Raw genomic sequence first — 19,480 nt, 5'->3', positions numbered from 1 at the left:
TAATATTGTGTTTATAAAATAAAACTAGTAAAAGGGTAATAAATAGGGGTGCGATTTTATGAGGAGAACGAAATTAGCTAGTAAATTTTTCATCGTGTTATTGATATTATTATTCATCTTACCTACTACAGAGACTAATGCATCTGCCACTACTCCATCTGTAGGCTTTTCTGTTACCCCATCTCAAAATATTATTGTAAAACCTAGTGGTGGAGTAGCACAAGGAAATTTAGATGTTCGTTTGACTCCAGAAGGGAAAGTGACCAGCAGCAATCGTTCTCCCATTGAATTAGCATTTGTATTCGATAAATCAGGATCGATGGACGAGCTTGGTTATAATCCAAATAAATTTAAAAGTGCAAAAAATGCAATTACACAGGCTGTTGATTACTTTAGTGAAGATCCGAATATATATGATAGATTCGCATTTATTCCCTTTTCAACGGATGTAGAAAAAGAAAAAATGGTTTATTTTCCTATTTATGCATATAATTCAGCGGATAATGTTAGAGAAAATTTAAAGACTATTAATAATGTAGCGAATCGTCTCGTTGCAACTGGGGGAACAAATTATACTCAGTCCTTTCAAACAGCGGGATCTATGCTGGCAAGCGGCAATAATAATGCTAATAAATATATTGTATTTTTAACAGATGGCGAACCAACTTCTTCTATTATGGAGGAAACATTTACAGATAAAGTTTGCACAAATTATTATTTCTGGCAAACATGTTCAAATAAGCAGGTTAAGGATACGGTTACGTATACTATTTATACAAATAACACTGCTAGAGCTGTTAGATCCAATGGAACTATCGTTTCAACAAGTTTAAGTTATGTGGAAAAAGCAATAAAATCTCATATCGAAACAGAAGTAAACAATCTTGCCGCCAATAACTATAAACTCTATTCCATCGGTTTTGGAACAAACAAGGAAGTAGATATGAGTTATTTGAATAAATTGTCCGAAACAACAGGCGTAACAGCCCAACAAGCATCTGAACAATCTATTGCAAAAATATTTGAGACGATTTCGGAAAAAGTAAATACACCTACTATTTCAGCTGCGATAAAAATAAATATTTCGAAGTTTGGTGACAAGGTCAAATTAAGTAATAATGCAAACGTAACAACAGATAGTGTGGGAGATATCATTATTAAGAAAGACATTCTTTTCCCTGTCAATCAAGATCCATCAGGTTCTATTGATATATCTTTGCCGTTGACTTTTAGTGAAACGGGAACGTATGTATTTGATGATATAACTTTGCAATATAAAGATTTAGACGGAAATACGCAAACAAAGAAAACAAGTACAACAATCCAAGTAAAAGAGGATGCGCCAGCTAGTTTTTCTTCGACCATGACGTTAGAACAAGTAGTAAATGAACTAAATGATTTAATCAAGACAAGCAATTCATCAGATAAAACGAATCATTTTAATGTCAAATACACGTTGAATCCAATTGGTCTTGTGAATAATACAGTAAGTGGCACGCTAGCTAATTTAATTATCGAACAACCACTACCAGATAGTGTATCCATAGTCACCACAGATAGCGTTAAAGAAATTACAAAAAATGGTAGTCGATATGCCGTTATTACTTTACCGAATGAGATTCATTACTCGAATGGAAGTTTTATTCCTTCGACAATCAATAGAACAGTTGAATATAAGATCAATTATGCTGTAAATAATTTAAGTATGCCAAGAGCAGACTTATATTTTAAGGATTCTCGTTTCCAGTTTATAAATGCCACAACTATATCTCCATCTGCGCAAACAATGAATATGAAAGTACAATTAAAAGAGTTTACGATGATTAAATATACTGGAGATGCAGCAGGGATAATCGAAAAAAGGGAACAAGAAACAAATAAGAAATTAGCTAATACCGAATATCCAAATGATTATAATCTTGCCAATAAGTCTGTAAAAGAAATGGTATTTGAACAAGAATCTAAAAATCAAACTATTGAAATTACGTATTCGGATAACAGTAAAGCATATTTGCACTTTTTACCTGACTTTGAATTAATTGGACAGGATACAAAAAAACATTATAAGAGTGGTTCTACTTCAACAGAGTTTATTGATACTGTATTAACCCAGAAAATACCAGGACAAGATGTGACTTATGCTTATAAAATCGATAACGGTTCTGGTAGTACTGGCTGGAAAACGTTCAAGTCAAAAGATAAAATCAGCATTGAAACATCAGGAGAAAATACAATATCGATTAAAGCAGCTGGTGGGTTTGCGAATAATACAGAGATCGTAAAAACGATTAAAATAGCATGGCCGATAACTTCCATAACAATCGAGCCTAATCCGATAGAAATAAACGTTGATGGCACAAAGAGTTTTACGATAACAATCGAGCCGAATAATGCTACGAATAAGACTTTGGATATAGCTGTGGCTAATCCATCTATCTCAAGCTTAATTCCTGGACAAAATACACTAATAGGAAATACAGCAGGAACGACTGAATTAATTGTGAAGACGACAGATGGATCCAACCTTATACAGCGGATTCCGGTGCATGTTAGAGATCCCTATGTAAAACTAGAGAATATTTCATTTACGAAGCCAGTTTATACAATCGAACGTAGTGCTGGAACAAATGACAAGCTTATAGCGGTAGATGATCTCTTAATCTTTAATCCTTCTAATGCGACAGATAAAGATATAGAACAAGTTCTGTCTAATGCTCCTGATACAGTGGAAGTAATTAGGCAGGATGGACAATATTATTTGAAAGCAGCAGATGTTGGTTATGCAGAAATAACCGCTATTGCAGAAAAGCAAAAAGATGGTACCCAGCCTAAAGATTCTACCCTTTTCAAAATAGTAAAAGAAAAGGAAGGAAATAATGGCAATGGAGAAGACGGAGATGGACGCTGGTAAATTGTTTGTACCCTAGCGGAACCAAAGATTGGGACACAAGTATCCCACAAGTAAAACCCGAATGATTACGGAGAGGTAAATGATATGCTCCCCTACAAGTAACCAGATTTTTATTTTTTAATCTGTCTACCTAAAGGGGAGCATATCAAAATAGCCTCTCGTGTAATTGTTCGGGTTTTTTATGATTTATAGGAAAGGTGTTTGTGGTTATCACTTTCAAACTAACTACAAATTATTCAATCACAAAATCATCTGGTATAATTTGTAGTCGATCTACTATAGGAAGTGCATCTATTCCTCTTAATAAAACATCTTGGTCATAATCAACGATAAATCGTGAAAGCATTCCTTCCCTTGAATTTGGGATATCAGAAATGGAAGAGAACTCTCTGTTGGCGCGAATTGCATTTATTTCGAGAGAATCTTTTGCAAAAACGCCACCCTTAATATAGAACAGGGAACCAACACCATATAATTCAGCTTTTTTTTCTGTGTAAAAGAAAGCTTTTAAAGGTTGGATGATTGTCTCCTCATCTGGAAGATAAGGAAAACCAGTTTCTTTCATTGGATGGAAATGATTAAACTCATTCATTCTTGTAATCGTAAGTTTTTCCTTAGCTAATAAAATGAGCTGTCCCACTTTTTGGGCATTCGTTCTTTTATCAATATATGGCAAGCCAAGAATATTAATATTGGAAACAAAGGTCTCATTTAATGTGTAAACAACAGAGTTAATTTTGACTATATCATTTTCTCCAGACTCTTCTCCTTTTTCATCTCCGTTTATAGTAAATGAATCTAGACTGATCATATTGCTATTTAAAGAAATGGTTGTATTTAAAGGACGGATATGGATAGACTTCCCTGTAAGAATATCTCCGTTGATGCTGACACCGTTATGAGGATTACTTTTATTGTTAGCCGCAGACTCGATATTTAAATCACCTGCAACAAAGAGATTTCCTTGTAAATTCATTTCACCATCAAAATTGATTAGATGTAAATCACCAGATACATAAATATTATTTGCTAACTTTAATTGGCTGTTGCTTACTAAATATAAATCACCGTTAACAACTAAGTCCTTATCGAATGTAATAGGATAATTGCTGCTGTTAATAACAGTATCTCCGTTGATGCTTACTTTTTCCTTGAAATCTAATGGATTATTGTCACTCTTAATCTGAAAACTATTGGAGAGACGTTTGAGAGAATCTCCTAATACAGAAGAAGGTGCTTCTTGCTCTGGGACATTTTCAATCAAGGGAGCACTGTTTGATTGACCGTTTACGATACTAGCTACTATGTTCTGAAGAAGACTTGGAAAATTAGCTGTTTCGCTTATATCTCTAATTGTTATATTGTTCAAATTATCATCTGTTCTTAACAAAGTATCCATTCGTTGGATAAAAGTACGATTATAATCAATATTAATAAATTGACTATCATGATTTAAAGAAGGTACTTCTCCTTTATAGAAATTCTTATCTTTCAGCACCGGTATTAAGTTTGCAGAACTACTATAAATATTACCGGTAATAGAAGGGGGAAGAGATGATTTTTCTTCTCTAGTACCATTTTTTAGCTGGTATTTCGCCCGATCACTAATTTGAAGCTGATTTGCATAAATATTGCCATTTACATTAGGTGATCCATTAATAAATAGTCCTTCTTCATTCTGTTTAGAGTAAGCTCCTAGCGCATACTTTAAAAAGCTAGGAAGGGGAGATAAAATTACTCGCTTCTTTAAGGTTCTTGTAATACTTCCTTCTGTTTCGTTAGGATTATTGGTTACAAGAATAATTTCTAGCACTCTGGTGAAATCTAATTCTCGATCGATCGTATAAGTACTATCCAAATCGTAGGTTTTTTTAGAACACGCTTTATTAGAAGGAATCTCTACTTTAGTAGCATCGCTTAAATCCACTACACTTAGACAACTAATCGATTCATTATACGTTTGATTTGTTAAAATTTTATTTAACGTTGGCATAATAACCATGGATGCAAGCTGTGTATCAAAAGAATCACTTACGATATATTGGTTATCGATCTGCCGATAATCTAAAGGTAAAGATTGTAAGGCATTAGCCATTTCATAGGTTATTTCTTCGAGTACTTTTTTGCTCTCATACGTAATATTGATGTCCGTTTCTCTCGTTTCTACCCTTTTTGTACTGCTTATACTAGATGCTACAATTGCCAGACCTATTGTTGTAAAAACTAATGAAATTAATAATACGGTAATTAGGGCGTTCCCTTTTTGATTCCAATTGAACATAAATGGTATTCTCCTTAAAAGCCAAATTGACTTTCTAAAGTTAAAGGTCGATTTAATCGTGCTTGATCGATGATAAAAGTGATATGGATTAACCCATGAAGGCAACGATTTTTATTTTCTGGGTCTGTTTTACTACAGGAAAGCCTTACTTTAGAACCGGTAAAATCCCCGCTTCCCTCTAGAATTTGATTATTGATCGAAACAGAAGTAATCGTTTCCTTTTTAAGCTGGTGGTCAACAAATGCAATACTACTTACTTTTGCATTCTCTGGTTTTATTTTTTCTTTATCATAAGTATAAAAAGAAGAATTCTCTTTAGTATTCTTCTCAAATACAGTCTTTTCTGTATCATATAAGCTGATTTTTGAATCTCCTTCTATCGTTACATAGTCAAAAGGGATGCTATTAAAGGAGTTCATCATCATAGAAACGGCATAATCAGCATCATCTCGGATTTGTCCTTCTATCTGAATTTTATTGTATAAGGATAAACCAGACTGAAAGACTCCATAGATGACTGGCAATACGATTGCAAGAATGGTGATGGCTGCCAATAGTTCATATAGTGTTATTCCTTTTTCATCGAAGATCCTCACTTTTGATGGCTCCCTCCATGGAAGTATTATACTCTTTTTTGTTTACACTCCATGTAACAGTTACTGTTAAAGGAATGAAAAAATTGCTGTAATTTTTATCTAAAATAGGCTTAATAATTACATGATAATCAATATTATTAATTTTAATAGGTGTACAGGATGCTTGATTATCTTTGTCCCAGATTACTTTATACTCATTATTGCAGATGAATAATTCACCTGTTGTCTCCTTATTATGATCTATTCTATTTTTTATGCTGATAAAGGAGTCTTCTTGGGTAGTTTGTTCCATGTATGTCAAAGCATTTCTAGCAACATTTATACCAGCAGTTTTTTTCTGATTAAGATTCGTATAAGAATAAGCTTGAGTAAAAAAGTTCATTATACCTAAAATGATTATACTAAGGATAGTAAGAGACAATAAAACTTCTATTAATGTTAATCCTTTAGAACTAGATATCAGCTTTGAAATTTTCATATTTTTTCCCTGCTTTCAAAAATGCTATTCTTATTATACAATACTAAATAGCTATTATATGATGAAAAGTATCAAAAAAATAATACAAAAGTTTTAGATAATTTACAAAAAATGTCGTATGATTAGATAAATGGTTCGAAAAGAGGAGGTGTATGAATGACTGTATACATTTTGGCGCTTATGTCCTTAATTTTTGTTGTGCCTGTTTTGTATTTCTTGCCATTAGGACTTTCGAATCGAGGGAAATTTACTATTATTGGATTAGCGTTTTGTATTTCTGCGATCGGATTACTTTCAAGGGAGCTATTTTCTTTCTGGCAAAGTATTTTAATTATGCTATTATTCCTTATTAGTGCAAGCTATCTTTTGTTGAAAAATTGGTCAACAATACTTTTTGTCATGCCAGAAGACGTAGAAGATTCTGTTATAGAGAAAAGACAAGAACCACGAGAAACAAAGGATTTAAAAACTACTCAGAATGACGTAGAACTAGAAGAGGATATTATTCCCTTTGTTCCAGAGGTAAATCAAGAAGACATTTTAACAAATGAAGCAGCTATCATTCAAGAGGAAACAGTCGAAAGCATAGGCATGAATCTTGATGTGATGAAACATTTAGAAGTTGTTAAACAGGAAGAAGAATTTTTACTTTCCATAGAGGAAGAAGTTATCGATAGAGAAATAGATAAAGAAATAGATAAAGAAATAGATAAAGAAATAGATAAAGAACCAGTAGAGACGAACTATCTAGCTGAAATTGAAAAAATGCTGGAAGAAAACGATCCTTCCACTGCTATTAAAACAAGCGAGGGAATTGACGAAGAAGATCAAATAGAGGAAATCTTTTTTTCTATTGGTGAGGATGCTGAAGTTGCAGTGTCAGTGGAAAAGATGGAACAGGAACAGCTCTGGAATGATCTAGCGGATAATGCCATAACGGAAGAGGAGAAAACAATCCTATCAGAAGAAATGACTGCTATAAGTGAACATATAGAGGAAGTGCAGGAGGATTCTGCTGTTGAAATGATGGATGAACAAGCAGAACTTTCACTGGAACAAAGCCAAGAAAATCAAATTGGATTAGATGGTGATAAACACGAAAATGTGGTAAGTGGCTTAGCTCATAAGATTATCAACAATACTTTAGCACAATTAGAACTGTTGCAGAATGCCATGGATATGGAAGAATTCGAGACTGTATTAACTCAGTGTTTGAAGAAGCCTATTCCTTTAAATGAATATTTTGCTTATTCTGCTTTGTTAATTGATGTATATGTTCAAAATAAGGAAGAGGGTAAATTAGAAAATTTATTATATTCGCTTAGAGAAAAATTTATGGAACAACCGATTGTATTAGAACAAATTAAATTTATGGAAGAAAAGTATCTGAAAGTATAGGGGAGATAGATTATGAAAATTAGCACACAGTTAAAAGGTTTACCGATTATCAGCATCTCTAACGGACAACAAGAAGGAAATGTACAGTCTTTAATCATTAATCCAGAAAAAGGTTTTGTGGATTTTTTAACACTAGAGCAAGAAGAATGGCAAGAGAGTATTCAAGCAATCCCTTTTAAAAAGGTGATCGGTGTAGGGGAATATGCTGTAACAATCGAAAGTGCAAACTCTATCATTGATTTAACACAGATTCCTATTGCTAGTGAGCTGGCAAGCAAAAAAATCGCGATTATTGATACAAATGTTATTACTAGAAAAGGAGATCTTGTAGGTAAAGTGACAGAGTATCAAATTGACGAAGAGACAGGTGAAATCATTGGACTTGTTTTGGAGGATCGAGAATCAGTCATTTCATCCGATATTGTTATCACCTATGGTAAAGATATTATTATTGTGAAAGAAGAAGTAGCTGCACCTTATTCTGTTCAAGAAGAAGCTGTATCTTCAAATGACCACTTATTCCAAGGGTTGGAAGTAGTGGAGCGAGAAGATGAAGCTAGTCTTAATGGGTTAAAAGAAAAACAAAGAGAATTATTGCTCAATAAACAAGTAACAAAAGATATTTATGCAGCAGATGGTGAATTGATTGCTGCGGAGGGTTCTATATTAACACTAGAGGATATTGAGAAAGCGCAAAATGCGGGGCCAAGTGTAGTAATTGATCTATCCATGAGTGTTAATGCATAACAAAAGGAGTCATTACTTCATGAAAAACGTTCAAAGTGTAAAGCTATTTGTAGCTATGGTAGTTACAACTGCATTTATTTTTAGTTTTTCGCATTTTGGTGTAAATGCATATGAAAGGATTTTTTCGACCAAGGAAGGTTATGCGGAGGGAACAACTGTAGGTGGAGTAGATATTTCTGGAATGTCACTAGAAGAAGCTTTAAAAGTATTGAAGGATTCTCAAAAAGAATGGCTTCAATCAACCTCCATAAAATTAAAATATAAAGAAAAAACAGTAGATTTTGCTACTGATTTATTTACATTCCAATTCCAAGAAAGTTTAGAAAAGATACATCAGGGCACAGACAATTCATTGATTGTATCGTTAAATCAAGATGATTTAATCGGATTACTTTATTCGATATCTCCCTATCTCATAGAAGAAGATGTTTTTTCTGTGAATAAATGGAATGATTCTTTAATAGCGATAGCTTCCCAGTTAGACAAAGGAAATCACGAACTTGCGCTTCAAGAATATCTAGTCAGCCAAAAGGAAGAAGAAGTAATCTTAACAGATACTACATTAGAAGTTAAGGAAAATAAGAAAAATGTCGCTAAATGGGTAAAGCAATTTCCGAGTATTAAAGTGGGTCAAGAAGAAACGGTCTCGTTGCTAGATATAATGGGAAAACAGACAGATTCTTATTCGGATACTACATTAAGTATGGTTGCGACAGCTCTTCATCAACTAGTTTTAACAACTAACTTTACTATTACAGAGCGGTTTATAAGTAATCAATTGCCCAACTATGCCCAATTAGGCTATGAAGCGAAAATCAATCAATCTAAAAAAATGGATTACCGGTTTTATAATCCTAATGCTGCTGCTTATCAGCTTCAATTCAAAATGTCTGGCAATAAATTATATGCGTCGATAGTGGGAGTTCCGTTTTTATTTAAATATGATGTCGTTCTCTCCGATCAGCAAGCATTTAAGCCTAAAACGGTTATCCGATTTGATTCTTTATTAGGGTTTAATGAATATAGGACCGTTTCAGAAGGAACAGATGGGCTTTTAATTAAAGTCTATCGTTTAGCCAAAAATGACGATGGAGTAGAAGTGAAAAAAGATTTAATGAGCGAAGACTTTTATCCTCCAATCAATAAAGTAGTTGCTTCTGGATTAATAAAAGAACAGGAAACAGTGATTGATACAGATAATGTCGAAGATTCACTCGATTTAAATGATCCTTCTGATTCTGAAGAAAACATCAAGGAGGAAGAGACGGATACCGATAATCCAACGACAGATAATCCTCCACAGACAGAATCGGATAATCAGCATGTAAAAGAAGATGAGGACAAGGAAGAGACTCCACAAGCAGTAATAGAAAAATAATAAGTATAGAAATCGGGAGCTAAAGCAATGAAACAAATAAGAAAGCGGTTAGGAGATTTGTTGGTGGAGGCTGGCTTGTTGACAGAAGATCAATTGCAGCAAGCACTTAAAGACAAGCATCCAGATCAAAGGCTTGGAGATAGTCTGCTTCAAAAGGGTTATATTACAGAACAACAATTGATCGAGGTATTAGAATTTCAATTAGGTATTCCACATGTTAGTTTGTATCGCTACCCTTTTGACCCAAAGTTATTTACGATCGTTTCAAAAGAAACAGCGAAAAGACAATTAATTATTCCGCTAAAAAAAGAAGGAGAAAAGTTATATGTGGCAATGGCTGATCCAATGGATTTTTATACAATAGATGATTTGCGCTTATCTACTGGTTTTCAAATTGAGACAGCTATTGCGACAAAAGATGATATTTTGCGTGCGATCAATAAATATTATGATATGGATGAAGGGTTTGAAGAGTTGCTGTCTGATAATGGAGCAGTTGGCGAAGATGTGAGCGATAGTATGGATGAACAACAAGATACGCCGATTGTCCGCTTAGTAAATCAGATATTATCGAATGCTGCTGCCCTAAAGGCAAGCGATATTCATGTGGACCCTCAAGAAACAAAAGTGGTAATCCGTTATCGGATTGATGGCGTATTGCGTATAGAAAGAGTTTTGCCAAAACATATGCAGAGTGTATTGATAGCACGGTTGAAAATTATGGCAAACTTGGATATTACAGAGCACCGCATCCCGCAGGATGGAAGAATGAAGTTTAATTTGGACTTTCATCCCATTGATCTCCGTGTTTCTACACTTCCGACTATTTATGGAGAAAAGATAGTTATGCGGATTTTGGATCTTGGAAGTACACTAAATGATTTAGATAAACTTGGTTTTAATAAAGTAAATTTGGCTAGATTTACAAATCTTATTGAGAAACCAACCGGGATCATACTTATTACAGGTCCTACAGGATCTGGTAAATCCTCCACACTCTATGCAGCACTAAACCGTTTAAACAGTGAAGAAGTCAATATTATTACAGTAGAGGATCCGGTAGAGTATCAATTAGAAGGAATTAACCAAATTCAGGTAAATACGAATGTAGGGATGACATTTGCAAAAGGATTACGAGCAATATTGCGTCAGGATCCTAATGTAATTATGGTTGGTGAGATACGAGATAAAGAAACAGCAGAGATAGCCGTGCGTGCTTCTTTAACTGGTCACCTTGTTTTTAGCACCTTGCATACAAATGATTCACTAGGCTCTGTTACAAGATTGTTAGACATGGGCGTAGAACCATTTTTAGTGGCTTCATCTGTAACAGGAATTGTGGCGCAGCGTCTTGTTCGTAAAGTTTGTAGAGACTGTGGACAAGTTCATGCTGCAACAGTAAGAGAAAAAGAAATCTTCGCAAAACGGGGGCTAACAATCGATAAAGTTGTTAGAGGAAAAGGGTGTGCTTCCTGTAATATGACGGGTTATAAAGGAAGGGTAGCTATTCATGAAGTGCTAGTTATCAATGATGAAATGAGAAAAGTCATTATGAATGGTGAATCTTTTTCTAGATTACGAGATCTTGCAATGAAAGCAAAAACTATCTTCCTAATTGATGATGGATTATTAAAGGTGAAGCAAGGAATTACGACTACAGAAGAAGTATTAAGAGTAGCTATCCCTGATTAGGAGGGACATTATTGAACCATAGTATTGATTACTTATTGAGAGTAGGCTTTGAATTAAAAGCTTCTGATATTCATCTTACAGTTGGTGTTCCTCCTGTTATGAGAATAAATGGAGATTTAAAGCGGTATGGGAAAAATAATTTAGAACCAAATGATACTGAGATAATGGCAAGAACAATGATTCCTGAGAAGTTATGGGAAGTATTCCAAGCTCGTGGTGAACTTGATTTCTCATACAGTTTAAAAGGAGTATCCAGATTTAGGGTTAATGTATATAAGCAAAGAGCATGCATTGCATTAGCTATTCGAGTTGTACCAACATCGATCCCTAGTCTAGATGATTTAAAGCTTCCTGCTATTATAAAGAAAATTGCTGAAAGGCCTCAGGGTCTTATTTTAATTACAGGACCAACAGGCAGTGGCAAGTCAACGACCTTAGCGGCGATGATTGCCTATATGAACGAAACTATGCGCAAGCATATTATCACATTGGAGGATCCGATTGAGTATTTGCATAAGCATGGAAAGTGTATTATTGATCAGCGGGAGGTTGGATTTGATACCAATAATTTTGCTAATGGCTTGCGAGCATCTTTGCGCCAAGATCCGGATGTGATTCTTGTTGGGGAAATGCGTGATTTAGAAACAATTCAAACAGCCATTACAGCAGCGGAAACAGGTCATTTAGTACTAGGAACACTGCATACATCAAGCGCTCCAGCAACCATTAACCGAATTATTGACGTTTTTCCGCCCGCACAGCAGGATCAAATTCGAATCCAGCTGGCTTCTGTTTTAGTAGGCATTGTAGCCCAACGACTATTCCCAACCCCAGATAAATCGGGAAGGGTTTCAGCAACAGAGATTCTTGTTAACAATTCAGCTGTAGCCAATTTGATTCGTAATGAAAAAATCCATCAGATTTTAAATATTATGCAAACCTCCAAAGCAGCTGGAATGCATACATTGGAAAGCAATGTAAAAGAATTAGTTCATGCTGGTGCTGTTTTAAGAGAGGCTGCACTTCCTTATCTACAAGAAAAGGAGCAATAAATATGGCTCGCTATAAATATACGGGAAGAGACCGAAAAGGAACAAAAAAAGGAATAGTAACAGCTTCATCCAAAAGAGAAGCGATGGTGCAGTTAAAAGAGAAAGGGATTAAGATAACAGAAATAAATGAAGTTCCTGAAACTCTTTTAACAAAGGAAATCACATTTGGCAGTCCTGTAAAGCTACAAGACTTTGTCATTTATTTACGCCAGTTCGCTACCCTGATAAAAGCAGGGATATCAGTAGTGGATGCAACTGCGATACTTGCTGAGCAAACAGAAAGTAAGGCATTGCGTAAGGCTTTACTAGTGGTAGAACAAGATTTAAAGGATGGGAATCCTTTATCTTCAGCAGCAGCGAAGCATAGAAAGGTTTTCTCCAGTATGTTTGTAAATATGATTCGTGCTGGAGAAGCTACAGGGAGTATGGATGAGACTTTAGAAAGATTAGCTAATCATTTTGAAAAACAGCATTACACAAAGCAAAAAATTATTTCAGCCCTAACTTATCCTATAGCGATTGCGATTATTGCTTTTATAGTTGTTATATTTTTATTGGTGAGTGTTGTACCAACGTTTGTGGATATGTTTGCTGATTTTGATAGTGAGTTACCCGCCATTACACAATTTGTTCTATCGGCAAGCAGCTTTATGCAAAAATTTTGGTGGCTTGTATCTTTGCTGTTGATCGCATTTATTATTGCTATCATGGTTATACGAAATAATAAAGCAGCGAAGTTTTATCTCGATTATTTTCTATTAAGAGTGCCGATTTTCGGAAAAATTCTGCAGAAAGCAGCGATTGCGAGAATGACACGCACACTTAGTTCACTATTTTCAAGCTCTGTTCCCATTTTACAGGCTATTTCGATAGTCGAAAGAGTTATTGAAAATGAAGTAATGGCCAAAGTCCTTGTTCAATCAAGAGGTGCGCTTGAACAAGGTCAGTCATTAACTGTGCCAATGAAAGCCCATTGGGTGTTTCCACCACTTGTGACGCAGATGATAGCAATAGGGGAAGAAACAGGTTCATTAGATGAAATGCTTGCAAAGGTAGCTGACTTCTATGAAAAAGAAGTCGATACAGCAACTGATCGACTAAAGTCCTTGATTGAACCTATTATGATTGTTTTTCTTGCAAGCATTGTTGGGACAATCGTGTCATCTATCCTAATACCAATGTTTGAGATTTTTAACCATGTCCAATAATTTTTAGCTGATTCTATTAAAAAAAGATATAATAAAAACACATAATCTAGTATAATAGTAATGGATTTAAAACAAAATATACCAATTTTAAGGAGAAAGATATATGCGTCAATTAATTAAGCAACGAATCAAAAATGAAAAAGGGTTAACACTTATCGAGTTATTAGCAGTTATTGTTATTTTGGGGATTATTGCTGCGATTGCAATTCCTAGTATTTCAGGAATTATTCAAAAATCAAAAGAAGATGCAGTTAAGGCTGATGCGATTACAATCCTTAATGCAGCTAAAAACTATGTTGCGGGTAATGATATGGCAAAAGGCGGTACTATTAATGATGAGGAGCTCTCAAGTTATGTTAGTGGTGTAAATTTAAAAGAATTTGGTAAGTATACTGTTACTGTAGGAGAAGGAGGCACAACTTTTGGTTTGAATGCTTCGGGAGTTAGTGCAGGGAAAATAGATATTACGTTCAATAATGCAACAATCGATCAAATTAATAAATCAAAAAAAGGCGAAACATCAATACCTAGCACGAAAGGTAGTTAATTTAGTTTCTTAAAGATAGGAGTTTAAATCGTGATCTACCTACTAATCTTCCTATACGGCATAACCCTAGGCTCGTTCTACAATGTAGTAGGCTTAAGGGTGCCATTAAATGAATCGATTGTTAGGCCGAGATCTCATTGTTCAAGCTGCGGGCGCATGTTATCAGTGATGGAACTTGTACCAGTTTTAAGCTATGTATTATTAAGGGGGAAATCAAAATGCTGTAAAGCATCGATTTCCCCCTTCTATCCTATATTCGAGCTTTTGACTGGTCTTCTCTTTGTCGTTAGTCCGCTTCTGCTTGGCTGGAGTTCTGAGCTGTTTGTATCCTGGACACTGATTTCTTTATTTATCATTATTACTGTTTCTGATTTGAAATATATGATTATCCCAGATAAAGTACTGCTGTTTTTTTCGATTGTTTTTATAATCGAACGATTCTTTCTCCCTTTGCATCCATGGTGGAGTTCCTTGCTGGGGGCAGCGGTTGGTTTTACGCTTCTTCTAGTTATTGCGATTGTATCAAAAGGAGGAATGGGGGGAGGAGATATTAAGCTTTTTGCAGTAAATGGCTTGGTTTTAGGGGCTAAGCTAGTTCTTGTCTCCTTTTTTCTTTCTACCTTTCTGGGGACAATTGGAGGCATTGTCGGAATGGCTATTGGTAAATCAAAAAAGAAACAACCAATTCCTTTCGGTCCGTACATAGCCTTAGGAACTCTCATAACCTATTATTTTGGTAATCAAATTATTCAATGGTATTTAAGTATTTTTCTTTAAATGGCTGATGCCTTTTTTGGGGAGCAATCTTTCTTCCTCCATCTAGTAACAATAAGGAGTTTTCAATATGGCATTAAATTTTAATTTTGGAAAAAATAAAGTAGTTAACTTAACCATAAAGGATCATGTAATTCGATTTGTGGAAATAAAGAATTCCCAAGATGTTGTAGTGCAAAATTTTGGAGAACGCTATTTGCCGCCTGGATTAATTCATGATGGAGTGATTCAGGATGTCGAGAATTTTTTATGGATTCTAGAAGAATGTGTGGATGAATGGAAACTATCAAAAAAACAAGTTCGTTTTCTAGTTCCTGACTCCTCTGTTGTCATTCGAAAGCTCCCTATTCCTGAAGATGTAAGCGAAGATGAAATTAAAGGGTACTTGTATATGGAACTCGGAACATCGATTCATTTGCCATTCGAGGATCCTGTATTTGATTATTATCTATTGAAAGGAAAAGAAAAGAATAAGCAGCAAATTATATTATTTGCTTCACCAGAAGAAAGTGTTGCCCAATATGCAGATTTACTAGAAGAGGCGAAATTATCGCCGCAATCTGCAGATGTATCCGCATTAGCTCTGTATCGCTATTTCTATCGCTCTGAAAAAGTCGAAGACAATGATATTATCATGTTAGTTGAAATTGATATTAAAACAGTGAACGCAAGTATTTTTGAAGAACATTATCCTTTATTGATGAGACATTTATTACAAGAAATGGAGGAAGACCACTGGACCGTTACGACAGAGAAGTCATCACAGCAAGAAAAGCTGACATTTACAGGTGATCATGCTGAAGTTTGGAATGGTCTTGAGGATGTTTATAAAGAATTAGAAAAAGTGATGAGCTTCTATCGATATACTTTAAATAAGGGCGACAAACTAGTAACAAAATTAGTAGTAACAGGAGATCATCCATGGCTTTCTGCCATTATTGAAAATATGGTGAATCGTTTTGAGATTCCTGTTCTTGAATTAAAAGTGAACCAATCAGATTCTAATAAGCCTATACCATCAAGTTTCCTTTTAAACATTGGTTTAGGATTAAAAGAGGTGTAAAAATGTTAGTAGAAATTAACCTCCTTCCTAAAAAAGAACGAAAGAGAAAGTCGCAATTGCTTTGGGTGATCCTAGCTTTCTTGATTACTTTTTTATTAATAGGCTTATTTATCTGGCAGTATATGACTAAAAAAGCTGAATTAGCGGCAACAGAAAATTCGTTAAAAATGACAACCAATCTGATTGATACATACAATCAGAGGTTAGAGAGCTACAAAAGTTCAGAGTCTGTCCAAAGCCTTGAATCAGCAATCAAGTGGGCGAATAATCAATCAGTGGATTATGTTCTATTTCTGCAGGAATTAACAAAGAATTTGCCGGAAAGAGGCTTTATTCAGGAATTAAAGGTATCTGATGATTATAAGACAAACATGATTGTCCAGTTTGATACTAAAAGTGATGCAGCCTATTATTTAAATTCTTTGCTTGAAATTAGCTGGATAGACGATGCGCTTTTAACGGAAGGAAAATCAACCGATGCACTTGAAAATAAAATTAGCGATCAAGTAGATCAAGTGATTGATAATTTAAAGCAATCAGAAGTGGAACCTCGCTATTTTGCAAGTTACGAATTTGTCCTAAATAAAGCAAAGCTGCGAGATGAAACCGAAAAGCAAAAAGACGAAAATGAAAAAGGGGAGGATTCCCCATGAGATTAAGCGATCATAAGCAAATGGTATGGTTTGCATTTAGCATTATTCTCCTAGCCTTAGGAGCGATATATAGTTATTATTGCTATTTAATGCCTTTAACCAATGAGCTGAACATGAAAAAAATGGAGCTGCAAATGACCGAGCAGCAAGCGGATATTTTGCAATCCAAACTAAAGTCGACTGGTTCAGAAACAAGTTCGAATACTATCGAGTTGCAGAAAAAGATACCGGTTAAACGGTTATTGGAACAGGCACTCCTTGAAATAGAAAAAGCAGAAATTATTTCTGATACGAATATATTAGAAATAAGTGTGAATGGATCCAACGCTGATGAAGAGGTTGCAAATGGAGAAGTTACTACAGCAGATAATGCAATCGATGATGCAAATAAGGAAGAAAATAGGGAAGCAGATGAAAAGAAAAATACAGAAGAAATCGTCCTCCCAAATGGAATCCATCAAACAACAATCAATATGCTAGGAGAAGCATCTACTTATTTTGAACTAGAAAAATTTTTAGAAAAAATAGAATCCTCTCAGCGTATTATGACCGTTGATTCTTTAAATATTACTGGACCAAAAGAAATCATCGCCGTTGAAGAAAGTGATCAACAAATAGATTTTGAACTAACGGTGTCTGTATATTATTATCCTACATTAAATGATTTAATAGAGGATCTTCCACAATTGGATACACCAAAGGTATCTGAACGAAAGAACCCTTTTGATACTGGAACATTAGAAAATAGTAAAGATCAATAGAGGAAGTGAAAAAAGAAGGTGGGTCTAGCGATGCTAATAACTAGACTAAATAATAAGGGATTTACCTTAATGGAATTGCTTGCTGTAATTGTCGTACTCGGAATAATAGCCGCAATAGCGATTCCCTCAGTCTTAAAAGTAATAGGAGAAATGCGCGATCGAGCTTTTATCGCAAACGCATGGAATATGAAGGAAGCTGCTGATTTTTATATTAAAGAAGCGACAACTAGTGGAGCAGGTGCAAAGGAAAGAATCACTTACTTTGAACTTGTTGAAAATGGGTATATGGGAACGTTTAATGATCCAGATACAGACCGAGAGTTAGTTCCATCAGATAAAAGCTATGTAACCCTTCAAAATAACATAGCGATTGCTGTTTGTTTAAAAGGGGAACATCGAAAGCTTTGTACAGAAGAAGAGGGAGTAGACCAAGCAATACAATATAAGGATCTTTCTCCAAGTCAGATTGTGTCTAACAACAACTGAATTTGACGAAATCATTCTATAACAAGACGACAAAAGTCTTGTTATTTTTTTTTGCTTGTATGATAGGATAAACGAAATAAATGGAAATGGGGGTAGGACGAGTGAATGAAAAACCGGAGAATCGCAAAACGATAACGATTAAGATCAACGGAAAAGACCGTCCATTCCAAAATAAGGACAATGAGGACACAGTAGAGCGGAGTGAACCTTCTGTTTTTTATAAGGACCAAAAGAGCGAAGGGAAAAAACAGGATATTTTTAGAGAAGAGTCTGCGGCTGGACAAGAAGCTGAATTTGAGGAAAGTTTTGATTGGATTTTGCCCGCACCAGAGGAAATTCCAGCAAAAAATAAAGAAAAAAGTATGTTTAGCTTTCAATCGTCTGTAAATAAAAAGGACAAGCAGCCATTAACAAAAGGCAAAAAGGAGAAAGAGGGAAAGAAAAAGCGGTTGCCAAAGGAAGTAATTGCCTCTATTTTCTTTGCTGTTTTTTTTGCTGTCATCTTAGGCACTAGCTTTGGATTTATTTTATTAAACATGGTAAACAATGATCAAAGCAGCACTACAAATGGAAAAATAACAGCTTCGGCCAATGATTCTTCCAATACAACTAAAGGTGGACAAGCCGTGTCGATAACAGAAAGTGCAACCAAACCGGATATTACTACATATGTCCTTCAAAAGGGAGTTTTCTCTAATGAAGAGCGTGCGAAAAGCGAGCAGCAGAAGCTGACAGATGCAGGGAAGAAGAGTCAAATTCTTCCCATAGATAAGCAGCAGTTTCTACTAGTTGGTGTTGTGAGTAATTTGGAGGATGCGAAAGCATGGCAGAAACAAGTAAAAGATACTTATGCAAAAGAGATGGTATTTAGTGGAAATGAAGTGAAAAATGTATCGAAAGAAGAGAAGGAGGTTATTGAAGGATCGTCCGCTATCTATTCTGCCATTCTGGAAATGGTAACAAGTGTTCAATTTAATCACTCTATTGCAACGGAGGATAAAAATAAGTTAGAGAAGGCACTCTCTCTTGTAGAAGAGAAAAAAACAGCCAAGTTGGCCAATGAAAAAGTTAAAAAAATGGCAGCCTATCTTTCCGAAGGTGGTGAGCTTACCATAAAATTAAAAGAAAAGAGCAGCGAGAACGAAATAGCGGAAATTCACCAGAAATTGCTAGACTACTTAGCTGTATATGTCTCACTATAAGGGAGTAGGGGAGCACATCGTCTATTAAGCGGTGGCTCCTTTCTTTTTGTAGAGGAGTTTATGGGGGAATGCTACCACACCCATACAGCTTCGAACTATTAACTAGAGCAAAGATTATCTGTCTAAATACAACTTAAAAGGCAAAAAATATCTTTTATATTAATTGTATAAATATTTCTACAAATTTCGTCATATTACATTTTATTTACTATTATATAAAAATTTCCGTTTCAAAATTGTGTATCGGCGAATT

17 protein-coding genes are annotated in these 19,480 nt (G+C 35.0%); 14 read left to right on the top strand and 3 right to left on the bottom strand.

Features of this window, described 5'->3' with window-relative positions; genetic code table 11:
* Window positions 1–58 precede the first annotated feature (58 nt).
* On the top strand, window positions 59–2,911 hold the full coding sequence (locus NSS71_RS12035) for a vWA domain-containing protein (protein WP_341151727.1): 2,853 nt from the start codon (window positions 59–61) through the stop codon (window positions 2,909–2,911).
* 232 nt (window positions 2,912–3,143) lie between these two features.
* Here NSS71_RS12035 and NSS71_RS12030 read toward each other — a convergent pair whose 3' ends face one another.
* From NSS71_RS12030 to NSS71_RS12020, 3 genes are read right to left on the bottom strand one after another with little or no spacing between them, the layout of a single operon-like run.
* Window positions 3,144–5,192 (bottom strand): hypothetical protein, encoded by a 2,049-nt coding sequence (locus tag NSS71_RS12030; RefSeq protein ID WP_341151726.1) that lies wholly within the window; start codon window positions 5,190–5,192, stop codon window positions 3,144–3,146.
* Window positions 5,193–5,206: 14 nt separating this feature from the next.
* Window positions 5,207–5,788, bottom strand: coding sequence for a type II secretion system protein (locus NSS71_RS12025; protein ID WP_172865362.1), 582 nt, complete (start codon window positions 5,786–5,788; stop codon window positions 5,207–5,209).
* The gene (locus NSS71_RS12020) at window positions 5,772–6,266 is read right to left on the bottom strand and encodes a type IV pilus modification PilV family protein (RefSeq protein ID WP_047943583.1); all 495 of its coding nucleotides are present in this window, start codon (window positions 6,264–6,266) and stop codon (window positions 5,772–5,774) included. The genes NSS71_RS12025 and NSS71_RS12020 overlap by 17 nt, the downstream gene beginning before the upstream one ends.
* A 156-nt stretch (window positions 6,267–6,422) precedes the next feature.
* Here NSS71_RS12020 and NSS71_RS12015 point away from each other — a divergent pair, with 156 nt between their 5' ends.
* From NSS71_RS12015 to NSS71_RS11955, 13 genes are all read left to right on the top strand, one after another.
* Window positions 6,423–7,664, top strand: a complete 1,242-nt coding sequence (locus tag NSS71_RS12015) for a hypothetical protein (protein WP_144580365.1) — start codon at window positions 6,423–6,425, stop codon at window positions 7,662–7,664.
* 12 nt (window positions 7,665–7,676) lie between these two features.
* A complete protein-coding gene (locus NSS71_RS12010) occupies window positions 7,677–8,411 on the top strand; it encodes a PRC-barrel domain-containing protein (RefSeq protein ID WP_341151725.1) in 735 nt (244 codons plus the stop codon).
* Window positions 8,412–8,430: 19 nt separating this feature from the next.
* Window positions 8,431–9,789, top strand: a complete 1,359-nt coding sequence (locus tag NSS71_RS12005) for a VanW family protein (RefSeq protein WP_172865360.1) — start codon at window positions 8,431–8,433, stop codon at window positions 9,787–9,789.
* A gap of 27 nt (window positions 9,790–9,816) precedes the next feature.
* Window positions 9,817–11,481, top strand: a complete 1,665-nt coding sequence (locus NSS71_RS12000; protein ID WP_095258082.1) for a GspE/PulE family protein — start codon at window positions 9,817–9,819, stop codon at window positions 11,479–11,481.
* An 11-nt stretch (window positions 11,482–11,492) separates the two neighbouring features.
* Window positions 11,493–12,533, top strand: coding sequence for a type IV pilus twitching motility protein PilT (locus tag NSS71_RS11995; protein ID WP_341151724.1), 1,041 nt, complete (start codon window positions 11,493–11,495; stop codon window positions 12,531–12,533).
* Between the two features lie 2 nt (window positions 12,534–12,535).
* A complete protein-coding gene (locus tag NSS71_RS11990; protein WP_047943589.1) occupies window positions 12,536–13,741 on the top strand; it encodes a type II secretion system F family protein in 1,206 nt (401 codons plus the stop codon).
* A 103-nt stretch (window positions 13,742–13,844) separates the two neighbouring features.
* Window positions 13,845–14,288, top strand: a complete 444-nt coding sequence (locus NSS71_RS11985) for a prepilin-type N-terminal cleavage/methylation domain-containing protein (RefSeq protein ID WP_172865358.1) — start codon at window positions 13,845–13,847, stop codon at window positions 14,286–14,288.
* Window positions 14,289–14,318: 30 nt separating this feature from the next.
* Complete coding sequence (locus NSS71_RS11980) at window positions 14,319–15,065, top strand: prepilin peptidase (RefSeq protein WP_341151723.1); 747 nt, start codon at window positions 14,319–14,321, stop codon at window positions 15,063–15,065.
* 67 nt (window positions 15,066–15,132) lie between these two features.
* Window positions 15,133–16,125: a type IV pilus biogenesis protein PilM gene (gene pilM / locus NSS71_RS11975; RefSeq protein ID WP_047943592.1), complete on the top strand. Its 993-nt coding sequence runs from the start codon at window positions 15,133–15,135 to the stop codon at window positions 16,123–16,125.
* A gap of 2 nt (window positions 16,126–16,127) precedes the next feature.
* Window positions 16,128–16,778 (top strand): PilN domain-containing protein, encoded by a 651-nt coding sequence (locus NSS71_RS11970; protein ID WP_047943593.1) that lies wholly within the window; start codon window positions 16,128–16,130, stop codon window positions 16,776–16,778.
* Window positions 16,775–17,539, top strand: a complete 765-nt coding sequence (locus NSS71_RS11965) for a pilus assembly protein PilO (RefSeq protein WP_095258087.1) — start codon at window positions 16,775–16,777, stop codon at window positions 17,537–17,539. The genes NSS71_RS11970 and NSS71_RS11965 overlap by 4 nt, the downstream gene beginning before the upstream one ends.
* A 30-nt stretch (window positions 17,540–17,569) precedes the next feature.
* Window positions 17,570–18,025: a type II secretion system protein gene (locus tag NSS71_RS11960; protein WP_061801231.1), complete on the top strand. Its 456-nt coding sequence runs from the start codon at window positions 17,570–17,572 to the stop codon at window positions 18,023–18,025.
* Between the two features lie 101 nt (window positions 18,026–18,126).
* A complete protein-coding gene (locus NSS71_RS11955; RefSeq protein ID WP_061801230.1) occupies window positions 18,127–19,227 on the top strand; it encodes an SPOR domain-containing protein in 1,101 nt (366 codons plus the stop codon).
* Window positions 19,228–19,480: the final 253 nt, after the last annotated feature.

The organism is Niallia sp. FSL W8-0951, from assembly GCF_038006525.1.
Lineage (GTDB): Bacteria > Bacillota > Bacilli > Bacillales > Cytobacillaceae > Niallia > Niallia circulans.
This window is presented reverse-complemented; position numbering and strand designations above follow the sequence as displayed.